The organism is Microbacterium sp. Leaf159 (assembly GCF_001423615.1).
Taxonomy (GTDB): Bacteria; Actinomycetota; Actinomycetes; order Actinomycetales; family Microbacteriaceae; genus Microbacterium.
Genome location: NZ_LMOU01000001.1, coordinates 1,143,704 through 1,161,012, shown reverse-complemented (window position 1 = coordinate 1,161,012; position 17,309 = coordinate 1,143,704). Strand labels below are relative to the sequence as shown.

23 protein-coding genes are annotated in these 17,309 nt (G+C 67.6%); 13 read left to right on the top strand and 10 right to left on the bottom strand.

The features are described from left to right. Window positions 1-181 precede the first annotated feature (181 nt). Together glpX and ASF80_RS05605 are read left to right on the top strand one after the other, a co-directional pair. Window positions 182-1,168, top strand: a complete 987-nt coding sequence (glpX, locus tag ASF80_RS05610) for a class II fructose-bisphosphatase (RefSeq protein ID WP_056308721.1) — start codon at window positions 182-184, stop codon at window positions 1,166-1,168. Between the two features lie 158 nt (window positions 1,169-1,326). After that, entirely contained in the window at window positions 1,327-1,626 is a 300-nt protein-coding gene (locus tag ASF80_RS05605; RefSeq protein WP_056308719.1) for a hypothetical protein, read from the top strand. A 10-nt stretch (window positions 1,627-1,636) separates the two neighbouring features. Here ASF80_RS05605 and ASF80_RS05600 read toward each other — a convergent pair whose 3' ends face one another. Then, window positions 1,637-2,962: a DNA recombination protein RmuC gene (locus tag ASF80_RS05600; protein ID WP_082488193.1), complete on the bottom strand. Its 1,326-nt coding sequence runs from the start codon at window positions 2,960-2,962 to the stop codon at window positions 1,637-1,639. 14 nt (window positions 2,963-2,976) lie between these two features. Then, window positions 2,977-3,570, bottom strand: a complete 594-nt coding sequence (locus ASF80_RS05595) for an exonuclease domain-containing protein (RefSeq protein WP_056308716.1) — start codon at window positions 3,568-3,570, stop codon at window positions 2,977-2,979. A 161-nt stretch (window positions 3,571-3,731) separates the two neighbouring features. Between ASF80_RS05595 and ASF80_RS05590 the strand changes: the two genes are divergently transcribed. Continuing rightward, the gene (locus ASF80_RS05590; RefSeq protein WP_235559893.1) at window positions 3,732-4,379 is read left to right on the top strand and encodes a class I SAM-dependent methyltransferase; all 648 of its coding nucleotides are present in this window, start codon (window positions 3,732-3,734) and stop codon (window positions 4,377-4,379) included. Window positions 4,380-4,437: 58 nt separating this feature from the next. Then, complete coding sequence (gene ychF / locus ASF80_RS05585) at window positions 4,438-5,511, top strand: redox-regulated ATPase YchF (RefSeq protein ID WP_056308714.1); 1,074 nt, start codon at window positions 4,438-4,440, stop codon at window positions 5,509-5,511. Between the two features lie 63 nt (window positions 5,512-5,574). Here ychF and ASF80_RS05580 read toward each other — a convergent pair whose 3' ends face one another. Together ASF80_RS05580 and ASF80_RS05575 are read right to left on the bottom strand one after the other, a co-directional pair. Beyond that, the gene (locus ASF80_RS05580) at window positions 5,575-5,865 is read right to left on the bottom strand and encodes a hypothetical protein (RefSeq protein ID WP_235559892.1); all 291 of its coding nucleotides are present in this window, start codon (window positions 5,863-5,865) and stop codon (window positions 5,575-5,577) included. A 154-nt stretch (window positions 5,866-6,019) separates the two neighbouring features. After that, on the bottom strand, window positions 6,020-6,799 hold the full coding sequence (locus ASF80_RS05575) for an alpha/beta fold hydrolase (protein WP_056308711.1): 780 nt from the start codon (window positions 6,797-6,799) through the stop codon (window positions 6,020-6,022). Window positions 6,800-6,883: 84 nt separating this feature from the next. On the opposite strand from ASF80_RS05575, the gene ASF80_RS05570 reads away from it, so the two are divergent. Genes ASF80_RS05570 through ASF80_RS05550 form a run of 6 tightly spaced genes read left to right on the top strand, consistent with a single transcriptional unit; the run spans window position 6,884 to window position 11,962 of the window. Then, on the top strand, window positions 6,884-8,650 hold the full coding sequence (locus ASF80_RS05570) for a GNAT family N-acetyltransferase (RefSeq protein ID WP_056308709.1): 1,767 nt from the start codon (window positions 6,884-6,886) through the stop codon (window positions 8,648-8,650). 39 nt (window positions 8,651-8,689) lie between these two features. Then, window positions 8,690-8,836 carry a hypothetical protein gene (locus tag ASF80_RS19080; protein WP_164481737.1) on the top strand — a complete coding sequence of 49 codons (147 nt, stop codon included), beginning with the start codon at window positions 8,690-8,692 and terminating at the stop codon, window positions 8,834-8,836. A gap of 58 nt (window positions 8,837-8,894) precedes the next feature. Beyond that, window positions 8,895-9,455 (top strand): alpha/beta fold hydrolase, encoded by a 561-nt coding sequence (locus tag ASF80_RS05565; protein WP_056308707.1) that lies wholly within the window; start codon window positions 8,895-8,897, stop codon window positions 9,453-9,455. A 5-nt stretch (window positions 9,456-9,460) separates the two neighbouring features. After that, window positions 9,461-9,997, top strand: a complete 537-nt coding sequence (locus ASF80_RS05560; RefSeq protein ID WP_056308705.1) for an isochorismatase family protein — start codon at window positions 9,461-9,463, stop codon at window positions 9,995-9,997. Window positions 9,998-10,024: 27 nt separating this feature from the next. Then, entirely contained in the window at window positions 10,025-10,285 is a 261-nt protein-coding gene (locus tag ASF80_RS05555) for a DUF4190 domain-containing protein (RefSeq protein WP_235559891.1), read from the top strand. Window positions 10,286-10,297: 12 nt separating this feature from the next. Beyond that, complete coding sequence (locus ASF80_RS05550) at window positions 10,298-11,962, top strand: ABC-F family ATP-binding cassette domain-containing protein (RefSeq protein WP_056308701.1); 1,665 nt, start codon at window positions 10,298-10,300, stop codon at window positions 11,960-11,962. Between the two features lie 19 nt (window positions 11,963-11,981). Here the strand turns inward: ASF80_RS05550 and ASF80_RS05545 are convergent, their stop codons facing one another. The 3 genes from ASF80_RS05545 to ASF80_RS05535 all read right to left on the bottom strand — a co-directional run bounded on the left by ASF80_RS05545 (window position 11,982) and on the right by ASF80_RS05535 (window position 13,306). Next, a complete protein-coding gene (locus ASF80_RS05545) occupies window positions 11,982-12,326 on the bottom strand; it encodes a LysR family transcriptional regulator (RefSeq protein WP_056308698.1) in 345 nt (114 codons plus the stop codon). Between the two features lie 130 nt (window positions 12,327-12,456). Further along, complete coding sequence (locus ASF80_RS05540) at window positions 12,457-12,756, bottom strand: hypothetical protein (RefSeq protein ID WP_056308697.1); 300 nt, start codon at window positions 12,754-12,756, stop codon at window positions 12,457-12,459. A gap of 76 nt (window positions 12,757-12,832) precedes the next feature. Continuing rightward, window positions 12,833-13,306 (bottom strand): GNAT family N-acetyltransferase, encoded by a 474-nt coding sequence (locus ASF80_RS05535; RefSeq protein WP_056311809.1) that lies wholly within the window; start codon window positions 13,304-13,306, stop codon window positions 12,833-12,835. 162 nt (window positions 13,307-13,468) lie between these two features. On the opposite strand from ASF80_RS05535, the gene ASF80_RS05530 reads away from it, so the two are divergent. Continuing rightward, window positions 13,469-14,011: a Dps family protein gene (locus ASF80_RS05530; protein WP_056308695.1), complete on the top strand. Its 543-nt coding sequence runs from the start codon at window positions 13,469-13,471 to the stop codon at window positions 14,009-14,011. A gap of 39 nt (window positions 14,012-14,050) precedes the next feature. Here ASF80_RS05530 and ASF80_RS05525 read toward each other — a convergent pair whose 3' ends face one another. Beyond that, the gene (locus tag ASF80_RS05525; RefSeq protein ID WP_056308693.1) at window positions 14,051-14,563 is read right to left on the bottom strand and encodes a DUF6328 family protein; all 513 of its coding nucleotides are present in this window, start codon (window positions 14,561-14,563) and stop codon (window positions 14,051-14,053) included. A gap of 69 nt (window positions 14,564-14,632) precedes the next feature. On the opposite strand from ASF80_RS05525, the gene ASF80_RS05520 reads away from it, so the two are divergent. Then, window positions 14,633-14,854 (top strand): hypothetical protein, encoded by a 222-nt coding sequence (locus tag ASF80_RS05520; protein WP_056308692.1) that lies wholly within the window; start codon window positions 14,633-14,635, stop codon window positions 14,852-14,854. A gap of 12 nt (window positions 14,855-14,866) precedes the next feature. Here the strand turns inward: ASF80_RS05520 and ASF80_RS05515 are convergent, their stop codons facing one another. Further along, complete coding sequence (locus ASF80_RS05515) at window positions 14,867-15,448, bottom strand: 1-acyl-sn-glycerol-3-phosphate acyltransferase (protein WP_056308690.1); 582 nt, start codon at window positions 15,446-15,448, stop codon at window positions 14,867-14,869. A 93-nt stretch (window positions 15,449-15,541) separates the two neighbouring features. Between ASF80_RS05515 and ASF80_RS19075 the strand changes: the two genes are divergently transcribed. After that, window positions 15,542-15,685, top strand: coding sequence for a hypothetical protein (locus tag ASF80_RS19075; protein WP_164481736.1), 144 nt, complete (start codon window positions 15,542-15,544; stop codon window positions 15,683-15,685). A gap of 26 nt (window positions 15,686-15,711) precedes the next feature. Here the strand turns inward: ASF80_RS19075 and ASF80_RS05510 are convergent, their stop codons facing one another. Continuing rightward, window positions 15,712-17,190, bottom strand: coding sequence for an MDR family MFS transporter (locus ASF80_RS05510; RefSeq protein WP_056308689.1), 1,479 nt, complete (start codon window positions 17,188-17,190; stop codon window positions 15,712-15,714). Between the last annotated feature and the right edge of the window lie 119 nt (window positions 17,191-17,309).

Genomic DNA, 17,309 nt, shown 5'->3' with positions numbered 1-17,309 from the left:
GAACTCCTGCGATTGGGGAAGCCGGGACAGCAGTCACTCTATCGGGGCTGGCTCTCGGTTTCCGGCGGTGAGGCGAGGGGGCCATCGGGCTCCTGCGCTCACGTTAAGAATCGCGATTCCTTCGGACTTTGCTACGCGAAAACACCCCGGTTGACGACGTCGCGATGGCTAGGCTGACCGCATGGTTAGTCTTACAGCGGATCTCAGCCCTCTTCGTCCCGATCGAAACCTCGCGATGGAGCTGGTGCGGGCCACTGAGGCAGCCGCGATCCGCGCCGTCCCGTTCATCGGTCGAGGCGCGAAGGAAGCTGCAGACGGCGCAGCGGTCGACGCGATGCGCGCGTTCCTCGGCACGGTCGCGTTCCAGGGGCGTGTCGTGATCGGCGAAGGCGAGAAGGACAACGCACCGATGCTGTTCAACGGCGAAGAGGTCGGCACCGGCACCGGGCCGCAGTGCGACATCGCCGTGGACCCGATCGACGGCACCTCGCTCACCGCGGCGGGACGCCAGAACGCTCTTTCCGTGATCGCCGTCTCCGACCGGGGGTCGATGCTCGACGCATCCAGCGTGTTCTACATGGACAAGCTCGTGACGGGCCCCGCCGGCGTCGGAGTGGTCGACATCCGCCTTCCGATCGGCGAGAACATCCGCAAGCTCGCCGGCGCGCTCGGCAAACCCGTCGACGAGATCGTCGTCTCGGTGCTCAACCGCCCTCGTCACGAGAAGCTGATCCAGGAGATCCGGGATGCCGGAGCGGGGACGCGCCTGATGAGCGACGGCGACGTCGCCGGCGGCATCAACGCTGCGCGTCATGCCGCTCGCACCGACATGTGCGTCGGCGTCGGAGGCAGCCCGGAGGGCATCGTCACGGCCTGTGCCATCAAGGCGCTCGGCGGTCACATTCAGGGGCGCCTCTGGCCGCGCGACGATGACGAGCGACAGCGCGGTATCGATGCGGGGCTCGACATGGACAAGGTGTACGAGGCCGACGACCTGGTGCGAGGGGACAACACGATCTTCGTCGCGACCGGCGTCACGGACGGGCAGCTCGTCGCCGGTGTGCGTCGCGAGGGCGGCTACATCTACACCGAGAGCGTCGTGCTGCGCGGTGCCTCGGGAACGCTGCGCAGGATCGCCTCGGAGCACCTCGTCTCGAAGTGGCTCTGACGCCGGTCGGCTGAGCGCTCGGGGGCCATCGTTACCGACCCGGTACCGCTCCGTGGAGTGCTGGGCCCGGCATTCGTGCGTTGCCGTGTCACAATTGTCACTGGATTTGTCGCCGTCGACGGAGCCGCCAGGCACCGCAGGCACAGGAGGGCAGACCGATGACAACGCAGCACACGAGTGGCTCAAAAGCCGCGCCGACCAAGATCGTCACGACGAGCACCGGCCGCATCATGCGTGTCAAGGTCGACGAGGCAGGGATGCCGATCGCATCCGGTGCGCCGGCCGTGCCGGTGGCCAAGGCTCCGGCCGCCACAGATCCGGCTCGCCGCGCAGACGTGCTCTTTCGCAAGCGCCTCGACGACGGGCACGAACTCAGCTCCTGGTGGATGATCGGCGCGTTCGTCGTGACGAGCGGCCTGGTCATCCTGCTGCTCAGCGGCGTGCCCGGCATCGCCTGAGCTCAGCCCCTCAGCCTCTCAGCGTCTCGGATCCGTTCGATTCGGGGGACGTAGGGTCCGCTGCGTCGTGACCGGTGAGGCGCGACCGGATCTCGCCGACGTCGGCCAGAAGCCCCGGGTCGTGCTGTTCCGAGTTCTCGACGAGCTCCTCGGCCGTGAACCTGCGCGTCTGCGCAGTGATCGTCGGGGGAGCGGAGTCGAGAGTCGTCGCGCTGATGCCCGGGAACTGCCGCGCCGTCACGAGCACTCTGCTCTCGAGTGAGCCCGCGAAGCGGTTGTAGCTGTCGACGGTGCGTTCGAGCGCTCGACGGAGGTCGTCGGCGTGACCGGCGAGCACGCCCAGTCGGTCGTACAGCTGGGTGCCGAGGTTCAGCAGAGACCGTGCCTCGGTGGATACCTCCTGCTGCGTCCAGGTGTAGGCGACGGTCTTCAGCACCGCCCACAGGTTCACGGGGGACGCGAGGGCGACCCTCTTACTGAAGGCGTAGTCGAGCAGAGTCGGGTCCTCGTCGATGGCCGCAGCCAGCAGCGACTCGCTCGGCAGGAAGCAGATGACGAATTCAGGGCTCGCGTCGAGCCCCGACCAGTACGCCTTCTTGGCGAGAGCGTCGATATGGGCACGCACCGCCTTGACGTGCTTCTGCATGTGCACCCGGCGCTGCGCTTCATGGGCGTCGCCGATCGGCAGCGCGGAGGCCTCGAGATAGGCATCCAGCGGAACCTTCGCGTCGACCGCGATCGACGTGCCTCCCGCCAGACGGATCACCATGTCGGGGCGGCCCTGACCGTGGTCGGACGAGATGGTCGACTGGAGATCGAAATCCACGTGCCGGGTCAAACCAGCGGCCTCGACGACGCGGCGAAGCTGCGTCTCGCCCCACACGCCTCGCGTGGCGGTCGACTTGAGCGCGCCGGCGAGCGATTCCGTCGTCGCACGCAGAGCTTCATCGGACTCCTGTGCGCGCCGGAGCTGCTCGGCGAGCGAGCCGAACTGCGCATGACGCTCCTGCTCGATCGCGGACACCTTCTGCTGCATCTGCTGCAGGCTCTCGCGCACGGGTGCGAGTGCCGTGAGCACGGCGTTCTGCTGCTGCACCCGCTGCGCCTCGGCGCGCTGCTCGAGTCTGGCGTGCTCGACGGCATCCCGGTACAGGTCGTACTGCCGATCGCGGTCGTCTCTCGCGGCCGCGAGCTCGGCCTGCGCTCGGGCGAGGTCGGCAGCGCCTCGCGAGGCACGGAGGAACCAGCCCACCGCAGCGCCGGCCACCAGGGCGGCCAGCAGCAGAACCATCGTCAGAGCATCCATGTGCTCCATGATGCGCTCGGCCACGGACATTCGTCCGCTGCGACTCAGGCGACAGCGCGCTCCGGGGTGGCGACGACGGGTTCGGTCACTCGCAGCCGGAGCGCTGCGGCGAGGGCGAACACGTCCGCGGCATCGTGTCGGCGTGCGGCATCCATGATGATGTGGGCGCAGGCGAGGGCGTCTGCGAGCGCATCGTGGTGGGAGAAGCCGGTGAAGCCCGCGGCCTCGGCGGCCTTGGGGAGACGGTAGGACTCGAGCTCGTAGGTCTTGCGTGCGACCTGCAGGCTGCACAGCGAACGGTAGGGAGGGCAGTCGCCGCCGGTGGCCTCGGATGCGCGGCGCAGGACGTTCAGGTCGAAGCCCGCGTTGTGGGCGACCAGCACGTCAGCACCGGCGAAGGCGCACAGACGATCGAACTGGTCCGCCCAGGTGGCGGCCGAGACGACGTCCTGCGCGCGGATGCCGTGGATCTTGGTGTTCCACTCCTGGAACTCGTCGTGGCCGGCGGGTGGGCGGATCAGCCATCCTGCCGTGGCGACGACCTGGCCGTCGCGCACGCGGACGAGTCCGACGGAGCAGGCCGAGGCGGGGCTGGAGTTCGCGGTTTCGAAGTCGATCGCGGTGAAGTCCAGTGGCACGGTTCCACTCTCTCCCGGTGTCGATGACGCTCGAGGAGGACTCGCCGTAGGCTGGCGATATGAGTGCAGACAGGGCGACATCCTTCGGCGCGGAGGCGGCGAACTAGGAGGCCGGAAGGCCCGAGTATCCCTTCGAGGCGGTCGCGTGGATGCTCGAGCGGATGCCGGCCGATTCGCGCCGCATCGCCGATGTCGGCGCGGGCACCGGAAAGCTCACTCGGGTGCTCGGTCATGCGCCGGGTGCGGAGGTCGTCGCCGTGGATCCGGATGCGGAGATGCTCGCCGCGCTGCAACAGAGCGTTCCCGGAGTGCCCACCTTCCAGGGATCCGCAGAGCGGATGCCCCTGCCGGACTCGAGCCTCGATGCGGTGACTCTCGGCCAGGCGTGGCACTGGGTGGAGCCGATCGCCGCGTCCGCGGAGCTGGGGCGAGTCGTCCGCAGCGGGGGAGTGCTGGGTCTCATCTGGAACATCCGTGACGAGAGCACCGAGTGGGTGCGGCGGCTCACCGATGTCATGCACAGCAGCCCTGCCGAGAACATGGTCAACGGTCCCGAATCCGAAGGCCCGCGCATCTCCGCGCCCTTCGGCAGGGTCGAGACGCAGCGCTGGGAGTGGACCCGTCCGGTGACGCGTACTCAACTGCACCAGATGGCGCGCTCGCGCAGCTATCTCATCGCTGCGTCCGCGGACGAGCGAGCGGAGATCACGCACCAGATGGACGCACTGTTCGACGAGCTCGGGCTCGACGGGGACTCGACGATCGATCTTCCCTACGTCACGCACGTGTTCCGCGCAGTGCGCGACTGACCGGCTGATCCGGCATTCCGCAGGGGCGGAGCATCCGCGACAGGTAGACTCGACCCCCGTGGCTCTCACTATCGGAATCGTCGGCCTGCCCAATGTCGGCAAGTCCACCCTCTTCAACGCTCTGACCAAGAACGACGTGCTCGCGGCGAACTATCCGTTCGCGACGATCGAGCCGAACGTCGGGGTGGTGAACCTGCCCGATCCGCGTCTCGACAAGCTCGCCGAGATCTTCGGCAGCGAGCGCATCCTTCCCGCGGCTGTGTCGTTCGTCGACATCGCCGGAATCGTGCGCGGCGCGAGTGAGGGTGAGGGACTCGGCAACAAGTTCCTCGCGAACATCCGCGAGGCGGATGCCATCGCTCAGGTCGTCCGCGGCTTCGCCGACGACGACGTCGTGCACGTCGACGGCGCCGTCAACCCTGCGTCCGACATGGAGACGATCAACGCGGAGCTGATGCTCGCGGACCTCGAGACGGTCGACAAGGCGATCACCCGTTACGAGAAGGAAGTCCGCGGCAAGAAGATCGAGCCGGTCGTGCTCGAGACCGCGACCGCAGCGAAGGATGCTCTGGAGCGCGGCGTGCTGCTGTCGGTCGCAGGCATCGACCTGACGCCGATCCGCGAACTGGGCCTGCTGACGGCCAAGCCCGTCATCTTCGTCTTCAACGTCGATGAGGGCGTGCTCACCGACGATTCCCGCAAGGCGGAGCTCGCGGCACTCGTCGCCCCGGCCAAGGCGATCTTCCTCGACGCGAAGATCGAGTCCGAGCTGATCGACCTCGACCCCGAGGACGCCGCAGAGCTTCTCGCGTCGACAGGTCAGGACGAGTCGGGTCTCGACCAGCTCGCTCGCATCGGCTTCGACACGCTCGGTCTGCAGACGTACCTCACGGCAGGTCCCAAGGAAGCACGCGCCTGGACGATCCCCAAGGGGTCGAAGGCTCCGCAGGCCGCGGGTGTCATCCACACCGACTTCGAGAAGGGCTTCATCAAGGCCGAGATCGTGTCGTTCGACGACCTCGTCGAGACCGGCTCCGTCGTCGAAGCCCGCTCCAAGGGCAAGGCACGCCTCGAGGGCAAGGACTACGTCATGAAGGACGGCGACGTCGTGGAGTTCCGCTTCAACAACTGAGCGGGGCCATGCCAGAGTGCTGAGGCGATCGGGTATGTCTCGCATGAAGCCGCGGGTCACGAATCAGATCTCGTCGCTCCGTCGAGTGCGCACGATCCAGCCGACCTGCGCCAATGCGTCCGCAAGGCGGTCGGCGGCAGCGCGCGCGACATCGAAGCTTGCGTCTGAGCAGACGTCGATGGCGATCGGCGGCGGATCGGCAAAGCGTGGTATCTGCACCTCTGCCCAGGCGTCGGGCGAAAGCGGTACCCGAGGAGACGCCGTTCGTGCGTCTGCGATGGCACTGTCGGCCACGAAAGCGATGACGTCCAGCGCATGGAGCTTGGTGATCGGCATGTCCACGACGATGCTCACGGCGAAGGTCGCGTTTGCGGCATCCCCGAACTCTGGCCTCACCGCATGAAGATATCACTGCGCTGTCTGAGCGAGGACAGCACCGGCATCGACCTCGACTAGCGATGATCGCGATGCCGTGGAGTCGCAAGCGAACTCGGCGCGAACAGCCCGCCTAGCCGCGACGCTCGACGTCGCGACGCAAGACCTCGGGCCACGCTTCGACGTCTCCCGGCGTGCGGGCGATCGTCAGTGTCGCGTGCGGGAGCAGCGAGGCGAGGCGCTCCGCAGTTGACAAGGGGTGGCCCGGATCGTCCACCCACGCCAGGATCGTCGTCGGCACACTGATTCGCGCGATGAGGTCAGGGGTGGGCAGGTCGCTGAGCCCTGCACCGCGAAGGACTGACGGCAGAAGAGCATCGGCGATGTCGGGCCAGGACTCCGGTGCGGCGACAGCGGCAGGGGGCGGTGTCATTCCGCGCGACCCGGCGAGGAATGCTTCCACACCGTCGGATTCGATGAGCGCCGCCGCTGCTCGGTAGATCTCGGCTTGATCGAGTCGGGTCTCCCACGCCGTGGGCGGCACCATGAGTGTGAGCCCGGAGAAGCGGTCCGGCTCGATCGTCGCCGCGTGCAGGAGCGTCGCGGTGCCCATCGACGGTCCCACTCCGTGGACGCGCTCGGCGGGGAACCACTGATCGAGTACTCGCAGAAGATCGTCGGCGAGATTCTCCCAGCGATAGTCCTCGGGGACCTTCCGCCCGGTCGACCGACCGTGGCCGCGCGCGTCGTATCGCAGCAGTCGAGTGCCGCTGAGTCCTCGGCCGAGATCGAGATTGAGCACCCTGTCACGGGCGCGGCTCGATGTGAGGCCATGCAGCTGCACGACCGGGTGTCCGCCTTCATCGCTCAAGGACACAGCCAGCTCGGCTCCGGGCACCTCGAAAGTGGGCATCAGGCTCCTCGATCGGTGACTGACCGCGTCGGGTCGGGCAGTCGTGGAGTTTTCAGGTTATCTGGGGCCGATAAGGTACTGCCCATGCGACTGACCAACGTCACGCACCTCCGCCTCCCGTTCGGACGGCTCTGGGGGTACGACGTGAGCGCGTCTGCGCTCGGGCGCCGCCTCCCTGTCTCGTTCGATCAGCGACTCCATGTCGGGGCCGGTGACCGACCCGGCTCGTGGATGGCGTTGTCCTTCCGGCTGCCTGCGCAGACTCGTCGTGAATCGATCGCCGATGCCTGGTTGGCTGTCGTCGCCCGTCATGGAACGCTGCGATCGGCATTCGCGCCGGGCGCTAATGGCGATCCGGTGCTCCACGAGATCGAGATCGGCCCCGGAAGCTGGGTCGAGCACGAGGTGGGCCCCGGTCAGGCGGTCAACGACGCGTTGCGGGACATCCTCGATGCCGCGTGTTCGCCGTACCGACGTCCGTCGCACCGGCTGTGCGTGCTGGAGACTGCTGCGGGGCTCACGGTGGTGATCGCGGCGGACCACGCGCATGTCGACATGTGGTCGATGCTGGTGATCGCGCGCGACCTGCTCTCCGCGCTCGACGCGGGGAAGGCCGGCGGAAAGCCGATGAAGGCTCACGCGCCGGCCTTCGTCGAGCACACGCAGGCACTGCTGGATCGGGATGCCGCACCCGATCGCGTCCGTCAGCGGTGGGAGGCCATTATCGCGGACAGCGGCGGCGTCATGCCGCAGTTCCCGCTGTCACTGGGGTCTCCCGAGCCGCATCGTGAGCGCGTGGAAGTACGCGACGTGTTCGATGTCGACGACGCCGCGGCGTTCGCTGCGCAGGCCCGTGACGACGGCGTCTCGACCCTCGCACGCGCAGTCGTCGCGATGACCGCGGTGACCCGCGAGTTGGCGGGCACCGCGCTGCGAGCCGTCTTTCCCGTGCACAGTCGCTTCGAGGACAACTGGCACGACTCGGTCGGCTGGTTCATCACCAACTCCGTCCTCGAATCGGAGCTCGCCGAACCGCACGCGGCAGCGGCCGCGGTGAAGGAGGCTGTGCAGCTCGGTGCGTGGCCGCTCGCAGACGTACTCGCTCCGTGGGGCGGCATGCCCGTGGCTCCCGGAATGTTCGCGATCTCGTGGCTGGACCTGCGCAGACTCCCCGTGCGGATCGACTCCGTCGGGCTCGACGCGCAATACGTCAGCGCGGCGACCGACACCGACGGCGTCATGCTGTGGTTCATCCTCGATGAGTCCGGTCTGCATCTGAGATGCCGCTATCCCGACACCGCTGAGGCTCGCACGAACGTCGGCGGCTGGCTCGACCTGCTCGTCGCCAGGTTGCAGGCGGACGCGCGGTCCTCGGTGCGTGGACGGTTGCAGGTGTCGGGGCGAACCTTCCGGCTCGAGCGTGCGAGCCGTGATGACATCGAGGCCATCGCAGCGCTGCTGTCCGATGATCAGTTCGGCTCAGACCGTGAGGGCGTCGAGCTCGAGAGATATGAGGCAGGCTTCAGCGCGGTCGCTCGCGATGCATCCAACTATCTGGGGGTCGTTCGCGACAGCGCCGATCGTATCGTCGCCACCATGCAGCTGACCGTCATCCCGGGGCTCTCCCGCGGTGGTTCGACCCGCCTGCAGATCGAGGGGCTGCGAGTCGCGCCGGCGGAACGGTCACAGGGACTGGGTGCCGCGATGCTCGAGTGGGCGCACGAGTTCGGCCGTGCACGAGGGGCGCAACTGTCGCAGATCACCACAGACGAGGCGCGGGATCGGACTCGCGCGTTCTACACCCGACTCGGGTACGAGACCGCTCACGTCGGCCTGAAACGGCACCTCTAGGGGCGTACGCTGTGGGTGCCGTCGACCGAAGGATTCGCCATGTCTGACCACAACGAGCACATACCAGCCGCGGACGAGCCGTCAGTCCCGGAGCTCGAACTCGACGAGACCGTCGCGCCGCGACCGGAGGAGCAGATCGCCGATGCCCTGCGGGCGAGCCCCGACCTCCAGGACCACAGCGAATAGACGCGCTCGACTACGCTGGAACACGACCCCTGAACGCTGAACGAGGAGCCGCGCGCCCATGACCGACACCCAGATCTTCGAGCCAGAAGGCCGCGCCATCCCCTTCGTGGATGAGGGTGACGGGCCGGTCAAGCTCGTGCTGATCCAGGAGCAGGGGCTCGCGGCCGACGTTCTGGGCGTCGCCGCGCACTACCTCGCCGAGGAGGCGGGCTTCCACGTGCTGCGCATCGGCCACCGTGCCGGCGAGGCGACGCTTGAGGAGCGCGTCGAAGATGTCGTCGCCGTGGTCGACCATGTCGGCATCGACGACACCTGGGTCGGAGGCCACGGATTCGGTGGAACCATCGCTCGGGCACTGGTCTCCGCACACGCCGATCGCGCGAACGGACTCCTGCTGCTCGGTGTCGAGGACGTCGATATCGAGGTGGCCCCCGCGATCCCCGTACTGATCGTGCAGGGAACCGAAGACACCGACACTCCCGCCGCGAACGCCGAGGCGCTGCAGTCCGCGATCCCCGACCGATCGAGCATCAAGACGATCGCCGGCGATCACCTGTTCCCGATGCATCACCCGATCGAGACCGGCGTGATCATCGAGGAATACCTGGACTGGGACTGAACCCGATGGCCTCGGGCGAGCGCACCGTCGTCCTCGCGATCGACCTGCAGGCCGGGGTGATGCCCGGATGCCACGACGAGCATGGCGTGCTCGCGCGCGCTGCGGCGCTGGTCGATCGCGCTCGCGCCGCCGACGTTCCCGTGGTCTGGGTGCATCACGATCCCGTCGGGGTGGGCACACCCGAGTGGGAGCTCGCGGCGCCGCTGAACCGGGCCGAAGGGGAGCCGCTGGTGGGCAAGAGCTACCGCGACTCCTTCGCCGACACGACGCTGCGCGAGACGCTCGATGGCCTCGGCGCGACGCACCTGGTGATCACCGGGGCGCAGTCGGATTTCTGCGTGCGCACCACGATGCAGCGTGCTGCGGCCGAGGGGTACGACGTCACGCTCGTGAGCGTCGCGCACACCACCGTCGACACCGAATGGGACGGCGTACCGATCACGGGAGAGCAGATCGTCGCGCACACGAACATGTACTTCTCCGGGCTGCGGTATCCGGGGCAGCGGTTCGCGATCGCCACGCATGACCGGGTCGCGCTCTGAGGGCGGATCGCGCTCTATCCTGATCCCGTGACCCAGTACGCCGCACCAGCCAAGACGAATGTGCTCGCCCTCGTCGGCTTCATCGCCGCATTCATGATCCCGCTCGCGGGCGTGATCCTGTCCGTGTTCGCCCGCCGTCAGCTCGATGCGCCGGGCAACACCGAATCCGGCCGGGGACTCGCCCGCTGGGCGATGGTGATCGGCATCTTCGGCACGCTCGCTCAGATCGGCTTCTTCATCATCTGGTTCTCGCTGTTCTTCCGTGCGGTCGGCGGGATGGCTTCCTGACAGACTGGTCTGATGACCGCTACCCTCGTCGCCCAGAATCTGGCAGGTGGCTACGGTCACCGCATCCTCTTCGAGGGCCTCGACCTGACCGTCGCTCCCGGAGACGTGATCGGGGTCGTCGGCGCAAACGGCGCAGGCAAGTCCACGCTGCTCCGGATCCTCGCGGGGGTTCTCGCACCTGCTGACGGAACGGTGTCTCTCGCACCGGCCGACGCCTTCGTCGGCTGGCTGCCGCAGGAGCACGAGCGCGTCGAGGGGGAGACGGTGGCCGAGTACATCGCGCGCCGCACGGGCTGCGCCGAGGCGACGCACGAGATGGATGCCGCGGCTGCCGCCCTGGGAGACCCCTCGCTGGCGCCGGTGGGCACGGACCCCGCGGACACGTACTCGCAGGCACTCGACCGATGGCTCGCCAGCGGCGCGGCGGACCTCGATGAGCGCATCCCCGCGGTGCTGGCGGATCTCGGCCTCCCGAGCGGCGGACGCGTGGCCGAGGACGCGCTCATGACGGGACTGTCCGGAGGCCAGGCCGCACGCGTCGGGCTGGCCGCCCTGCTGCTGTCGCGCTTCGACATCGTCTTCCTCGACGAACCGACCAACGATCTCGATCTCGACGGCCTCGACCGGCTGGAGTCCTTCGTGCGCGGGCTTCGCGGTGGCGTCGTGCTGGTCAGTCACGACCGCGAGTTCCTCGCGCGAAGCGTCACCCGGGTTCTCGAGCTCGACCTCGCGCAGAACTCCCATCGCGTCTACGGCGGCGGGTACGACGCGTACATCGAAGAGCGCGCGGTGGTCCGCCGTCACCTGCGGGAGAAGTACGACGAGTTCGCCGACAAGAAGGCCGATCTCGTCGCCCGTGCCCGCACCCAGCGGGAGTGGTCGAGCCAGGGCGTGCGCAACGCGATGAAGAAGTCTCCCGACAACGACAAGATCAAGCGCAAGGCATCGATGGAGTCCAGCGAGAAGCAGGCACAGAAGGTGCGTCAGATGGAGAGCCGGATCGCACGCCTCGACGAGGTCGACGAGCCTCGCAAGGAGTGGCAGCTCGAGTTCACGATCGGGTCTGCGCCTCGCTCGAGCACCGTCGTGTCGACGTTGAACTCCGCGGTGTTCTGGCAGGGCGATTTCACGCTCGGTCCGCTGTCGCTGCAGGTCGACGCGGGAGACCGCATCGGCATCACCGGGCCGAACGGAGCGGGGAAGTCCACCCTGCTGCGCGCGCTCCTCGGGCGACAGACGCCCGTCGAGGGCACCTCGACACTCGGAAGCAGCGTGCTGATCGGAGAGATCGACCAGGCGCGCTCGCTCCTCATCGGAGATGCTGCGCTCGCCGATGCGTTCGAGGCGCTTGTGCCCGAGATGTCGTCGGCCGAGGTGCGGACTCTGCTGGCCAAGTTCGGTCTCAGGGCCGAGCACGTGACACGGCCGGTGGACGAACTCTCACCGGGGGAGCGCACGCGGGCGGCACTCGCCCTGCTGCAGGCGCGCGGAATCAACCTGCTGGTGCTCGACGAGCCCACCAACCACCTCGATCTGCCGGCGATCGAACAGCTCGAACAGGCCCTCGAATCGTACACGGGCACTCTTCTGCTCGTCACCCACGATCGTCGGATGCTGGAAGCGGTGCAGACGAACCGCCGCTGGAGCGTCGAGAACGGACAGGTCGAAGAACGCTGAGTCTCGATGCTCGGGAAGCTCAGCGACCCTGACGCTTCTTATACGGCTTGGGCTGCCCCTTGACGATGGGCGCCCGCCCCTTGCCCTTCGACGCCTTGGCTTTGCCGCCGGCCGGGCCCACGGTCTTCGGTGCGGGCGGGGGAGCGGCCGCGACAGTGGCCTGAGCCTCGACGAGGAACAGCTCTCCGACGCTCGTCAGGCGAGGTGTGCCCTCGCGGTTGACGAGTGTGTGGCCCACCTCTGCTTCGAGCTTGTCGAGCGAGGTGTAGAGCGAAGCCAGCGGGATACCCAGTTCCTTCGCGGCTCGGGGGAAGTGCAGCGTCTCGGCGAGGACGACGTACCGGCGGAGCAGTGCCAACTTCATGCGCGTGAACGGTCCTTCTCGAACCACGACGATCGCGGCTCTGGTTCTAACCTACGCGAGCCGGGGTGCACACACCCGCGGACGCACGGATGCCGCGGCTCGATGAGCCGCGGCATCCGGGAAGTCTTCGTCAGGCGACCTTCGGGAGCACGGCGAAGGACACCGAACCCTCGTCGTCCACTCCGGCATCGAGGATCTTGTCATCGAGCGCAGCGGCGGCCGTCTCATCGAGGAAGAGACGCGTGCCCGAGACCTCGACGACCTGATCCTCAGGCTCGGGGTCGGGCGTGACCAGGACGGCGAGGCGCGCGCCGCCGTCGGGCCCTGGTGCGGGCGTGGAGTGGATGCGGAGCCCTGCGTCGGTGGCGTCGGTCTGACGGCTGACGAGGGTGTTCACGATTGCGGTGGCGTTATCGGTGAGGGTGAGCACGAGACTCTCCTTCCGGTTGCGGTCACGACGCGGGTGCGGCGTGTCCGGGCCACGATTCCCCACCCGGCGACGCGTTTCAACCCGACGCGCCCGGTTCGGAGGGGTCTCCCACCTGATGCAGAGGTTTTCTCAGGAAGACCTGTTCCGTCCCGTCGCCGTCCGGCACCCGCACCGTCTCTCGGTAGCCGCACGCTTCGTAGAGGCGGATGTTCGCCTCGCTCAGGCTGCCCGTGAAGAGCTCGGCCTCCCCAGCCGTCGACGAGCGCTCAGCCTCGTTGAGAAGGGTGCGGCCGATGCCCTCGCCCTGCATGTCGGGAGCGATCGCGATGCGGCCGATGAGCAGCAGGCCGTCGTCCTCGACGAACCGGATCGCGCCCACCAGACGTCCGCGGATACGGGCGGTCAGACCGCCGCCAGTTCGCAGCTCCGCCTCGACCTCGCCCAGCGTCTGCGTCAGCGGCGGCATGTCGGCGCTGCCGTAGATCTGCGCCTCCGAGACGAAGGCCGCGCGTTGCAGGGTGAGCACCTCACCGGCATCCGCTTCGATCATGGGCGCGATGGCCACCTCTGGTTCCGGGCCGCCGGTCTGGTCGTGGGATGTCTCTGGTTCCGTCACTGCGCCACGATCAGGCCTGCACCGATGGACTGTCAACCCCCTCGAACACGAGGGCCTCGGAGGCTACCGTCGCAGGCCAGACCCCAGGAGGATCCCATGGCTGAGAACACCAAGTCCAAGACAGGCAGCACGTCCAAGCGCGGCGCGAAGACCACGAGGCGCCAGAACGCCGAGAAGGGCTTCACCGCCTCTTCGACGCTGGCGGCCAACCTGCAGGTCGTGCTCGTCGACCTCATCGAGCTCTCGCTGCAGGGCAAGCAGGCCCATTGGAACGTCGTCGGTCGCAACTTCCGCGATACGCACCGTCAACTCGACGAGATCATCGATGCGGCGCGCGCCTTCAGCGACACGGTCGCCGAGCGCATGCGTGCGCTGCACGCCGTTCCCGACGGGCGCACCGACACGATCGCCGAGACGACATCGCTTCCCGCATTCCCGATGGGTGAGGTGTCGACCACCGACACGATCGACCTCATCACCGCGCGCCTCGAGGCCACGATCGGCACCATCCGCGACGTGCACGATGCCGTCGATGAGGAGGACCCGACCTCTGCTGACATCCTGCACGCCGTCCTCGAGAGCCTCGAGCAGTTCGCCTGGATGGTCAGCGCTGAGAACCGGACTCCTGCCGGGCGCTGAGTCGACGCGCTTCGCCGAGGCGATGCAGGTGGGCCGCGGTCAGCTGCGGTCCACCGCCCGCCGGATGAGGCGGGGGAGCACCACAGACAGGAGCGCGATCGTCACCAGAGATGCGACGAGCGCGATCAGGCCCGCCGCGCGGTTCACCGTGAAGTCGATGATCAGCGTGGTCACCCCGATGGTCAGCGCTGCGATCACCACGAGGTCGATCTTGACGATCCGCGCGGCCACGCGCACGAGCTCGGGTTTGCGTCGTCGTCCGAAGATGGCCCGATGCATGCCGACGGGTGCCAGTGCGAGGATGGTCGCGAGCGCGGCGAGTGCCACGAGCACGACGTAGAGGTCGCGTTGGAACTCATCCATGTCCTCGAATCGAGGCTGGAACGCCACCGCGAGGAGGAAGCCCGTGAGGATCTGCGTCCCGGTCTGCATGACGCGCAGTTCCTGCAGCAGCTCGTCCCAGTTGCGGTCGGCACGCTCGTTGCGGGTCTCATCGCGTCCGTCGACCAGGTCATCGCGCTCGGCGGCAGGAAGGCGCTCTTCGGGTTCCATGTGGTCAGTCTCGCGGGGGAAGTCGGATGCTGTCCAGACTCTTGCCGCACGAACTCCGAGGAGGTTCGGATGACGATTCCCCCCATTCGCGAATGGTGGTCCGAGCTGTCGCTCGACGCCCGAGTGGAGGTGCTCGGCGAGACTGCACCGCATCTCGGCGAACGGGCTCGCGAGGAGATCCGCACCATCACGGGAGCCGTGGTCGGGATGGCCGAGACCATCTCCGCCGACGACCTCGCCTACGCGCGCTCCGAGGCTCGCGCGGAGGTCGACGCGGCGGACTCGGACTGACCCGGGTCGCGTTCAGCTGTCGCTGGTCGGTTTCTCTTCTCGCAGGCGCGGTTCCGTGCGGCGCTCGGGGCGGACTCCCGCCTTGTCGGCGTAGAAGGCACGGATCCGATCCATGTCGGCGGGAATGTCGCCGGTCAGGTCGATCGTGGGTCCGAGGCCGGTCGTCATCGTGGTGCGGTCGACGAACCCGAGCGTGACCGGCATCCCCGTCTCTCGGGCGATGCGGTAGAAGCCCGACTTCCAGTACTCGTTGCCGCCGCGGGTGCCGTCGGGCGTGATGACCAGCCCGAACACGCTTCCCGAGTGGACCTGTGCCACCACATCCGCCACGACGCGCGCGGGGTCCGCTCTGTCGACGGGGATGCCGCCGAGGCCGCGCATGATCGGGCCACGCCATCCTCTGAAAAGGCTGCTCTTGCCGAGCCAGTGCACCTCGATGTCCAGGCGCCAGGCGATGGCCAGCATCAGCAGGAAGTCCCAGTTCGACGTATGCGGCGCACCGATCAGGATCGTCGGGCGGGTGGGCGTGCCCTCAGCGGTGAGGGTCCAGCGGCTGAGCGTCCAGTACAGGCGGGCGATGAGTCGTTTGAGCACTCGTCAACCGTAGGGGAGCGCGGCTGTCCGTCCACTGTCGATCGGCGTGTCGATTTCCGCGCCATCCGGTCAGAGCAGGCGTAGCATCTAATGATGGCCAAGACACAGGACTCCGTCGAGCAGGACGCACCCACCGTGCTCCAGCCGGTTCCGGACGCTCTGAACCTGCTCGAGAACGACTCCGCCGGGTACTGCAGCGGCGGCGTCTGCCACTTCCCCGCGCCGAAGACGCAGTAGCCGGTCAGACGCCGCCGCTGCGGTGATCAGTGCCCGCCGTGCACACCACCGGCGATGTCGTCTGCCGGCTTGCGGACGAATGCGCTCAGCGCGACAGCGGCGAGTGAGATGATCGCCGCGATGAGGAAAGCCATGCGCGCACCCGGCGCTCCGGCAGCTGCTGTCTCCAGTCCTTCTGCCTCGCCGGCATGAAGAATGGCGGAGTAGGTGACGGTGAGCACGGCCACACCGGCCGCTCCGCCGACCTGCTGCAACGTGTTGAGCACGGCCGAGCCGTGCGAGTACAGCGACCGAGGCAGCGACCCGAGTGACGCGGAGAACAGCGGCGTGAACGACATCGCGAGCCCGACCGACATCGCGGCCTGAACGATGATCAGCACCCACCACACGGTGTGCTCGCCGACGGTCGAGTAGTAGAACAGTGCTGCCGAGACGAGGATCGTTCCGGGGATCAGCAGCGGGCGAGTGCCGCGAGCGTCGTAGACGCGCCCCATGAGGGGGCCGAGCACACCCATCAGCACCGAACCCGGAAGCAGGATCAGCCCGGATTCGAGCGCGTTGAGGCCGGCGACGTTCTGCAGGTACTGGGGGAGCAAGGTCAGCGTGCCGAACATCGACAGCGCGAGGATGGCCATGATGATGACGGCGAACGTGAAGTTGGACGATCGGAACACCCGAAGGTCGAGCAGCGCGTCATCGATGCGCTGCAGGACGAGCTGGCGCCACACGAACAGTGCGAGCGCGACGACGCCCACGATGAGTGCGGTCACACCGGCGGCTTCGCCCGAGCCGCCCTCGCCGCCGAACTGGCTGAGGCCGAATACGATGCCACCGAATCCGAGGGCCGCGAGCGGGATGGAGAGCACATCGAGAGGGACCTTGCGGGTCTCGCCGAGGTTCGTCATCCACTTGGCGCCGATGAGGAGAGAGACGAGCGCGATCGGAAGGATGATCGCGAACAGTGCACGCCAGTGGAGCGTCTCGAGCACAGCGCCCGCGAGCGTCGGGCCGATGGCCGGGGCGAGCGAGATCACGAGGCCGACCCGGCCCATCATGCGACCGCGGGACTGCGGCGGGACGACGTTCATGATCGTCGTCATGAGCAGCGGCATCATGATGCCGGTGCCGGCCGCCTGGATCACGCGACCGACCAGGAGGATCTCGAAACCGGGTGCCACGAGAGCGACCAGGGTTCCGAGTGAGAACGAGATCATCGCCGCGATGAAGACCTGACGCGTCGTGAAGCGCTGCAGGATGAAACCGGTGGTCGGGATGACCACGGCCATGGTGAGCATGAAGGCGCTCGTCAACCACTGACCGAGCTCGGGCGGGATGCCGAGATCCGCGTTCAGGTGCGGGATCGCGATTCCCATCGTCGTCTCGTTGAGGATGGCGACGAACGCCGCGACGAGCAGGAGCCAGATCACGCGCATGTCGCTGCGAGAGATCTCCCCTCCTGACGACGCAGGGGGCGTGGTGATCGAACCGGTGTCGACGGCAGACATACGGCCTCCTAGGCACTGAAGAGGGGGGGAGATCGCGCGAGTGCGCGGGGACCATTCAGCGTAACCACAGGTTCGGACATTTCATTCCGGATCCGGTCGGATCCGCTCTCAGCGGACGT

Bases quoted from the DNA above. Each gene is read 5' to 3' on its own strand.
- ASF80_RS05570 (WP_056308709.1), top strand. From the start codon at position 6,884: ATGCGACTGACCAACGTCACGCACCTCCGCCTCCCGTTCGGACGGCTC.
- ASF80_RS19075 (WP_164481736.1), top strand. From the start codon at position 15,542: ATGGCCAAGACACAGGACTCCGTCGAGCAGGACGCACCCACCGTGCTC.
- ASF80_RS05520 (WP_056308692.1), top strand. From the start codon at position 14,633: ATGACGATTCCCCCCATTCGCGAATGGTGGTCCGAGCTGTCGCTCGAC.
- ASF80_RS05600 (WP_082488193.1), bottom strand. From the start codon at position 2,962: ATGTCCGTGGCCGAGCGCATCATGGAGCACATGGATGCTCTGACGATG.
- ASF80_RS05535 (WP_056311809.1), bottom strand. From the start codon at position 13,306: ATGATCGAAGCGGATGCCGGTGAGGTGCTCACCCTGCAACGCGCGGCC.
- ASF80_RS05510 (WP_056308689.1), bottom strand. From the start codon at position 17,190: ATGTCTGCCGTCGACACCGGTTCGATCACCACGCCCCCTGCGTCGTCA.
- ASF80_RS05550 (WP_056308701.1), top strand. From the start codon at position 10,298: ATGACCGCTACCCTCGTCGCCCAGAATCTGGCAGGTGGCTACGGTCAC.
- glpX (WP_056308721.1), top strand. From the start codon at position 182: ATGGTTAGTCTTACAGCGGATCTCAGCCCTCTTCGTCCCGATCGAAAC.
- ASF80_RS05545 (WP_056308698.1), bottom strand. From the start codon at position 12,326: ATGAAGTTGGCACTGCTCCGCCGGTACGTCGTCCTCGCCGAGACGCTG.
- ASF80_RS05575 (WP_056308711.1), bottom strand. From the start codon at position 6,799: ATGCCCACTTTCGAGGTGCCCGGAGCCGAGCTGGCTGTGTCCTTGAGC.
- ASF80_RS19080 (WP_164481737.1), top strand. From the start codon at position 8,690: ATGTCTGACCACAACGAGCACATACCAGCCGCGGACGAGCCGTCAGTC.
- ASF80_RS05565 (WP_056308707.1), top strand. From the start codon at position 8,895: ATGACCGACACCCAGATCTTCGAGCCAGAAGGCCGCGCCATCCCCTTC.
- ASF80_RS05560 (WP_056308705.1), top strand. From the start codon at position 9,461: ATGGCCTCGGGCGAGCGCACCGTCGTCCTCGCGATCGACCTGCAGGCC.
- ASF80_RS05605 (WP_056308719.1), top strand. From the start codon at position 1,327: ATGACAACGCAGCACACGAGTGGCTCAAAAGCCGCGCCGACCAAGATC.
- ASF80_RS05525 (WP_056308693.1), bottom strand. From the start codon at position 14,563: ATGGAACCCGAAGAGCGCCTTCCTGCCGCCGAGCGCGATGACCTGGTC.
- ASF80_RS05530 (WP_056308695.1), top strand. From the start codon at position 13,469: ATGGCTGAGAACACCAAGTCCAAGACAGGCAGCACGTCCAAGCGCGGC.
- ASF80_RS05590 (WP_235559893.1), top strand. From the start codon at position 3,732: ATGCCGGCCGATTCGCGCCGCATCGCCGATGTCGGCGCGGGCACCGGA.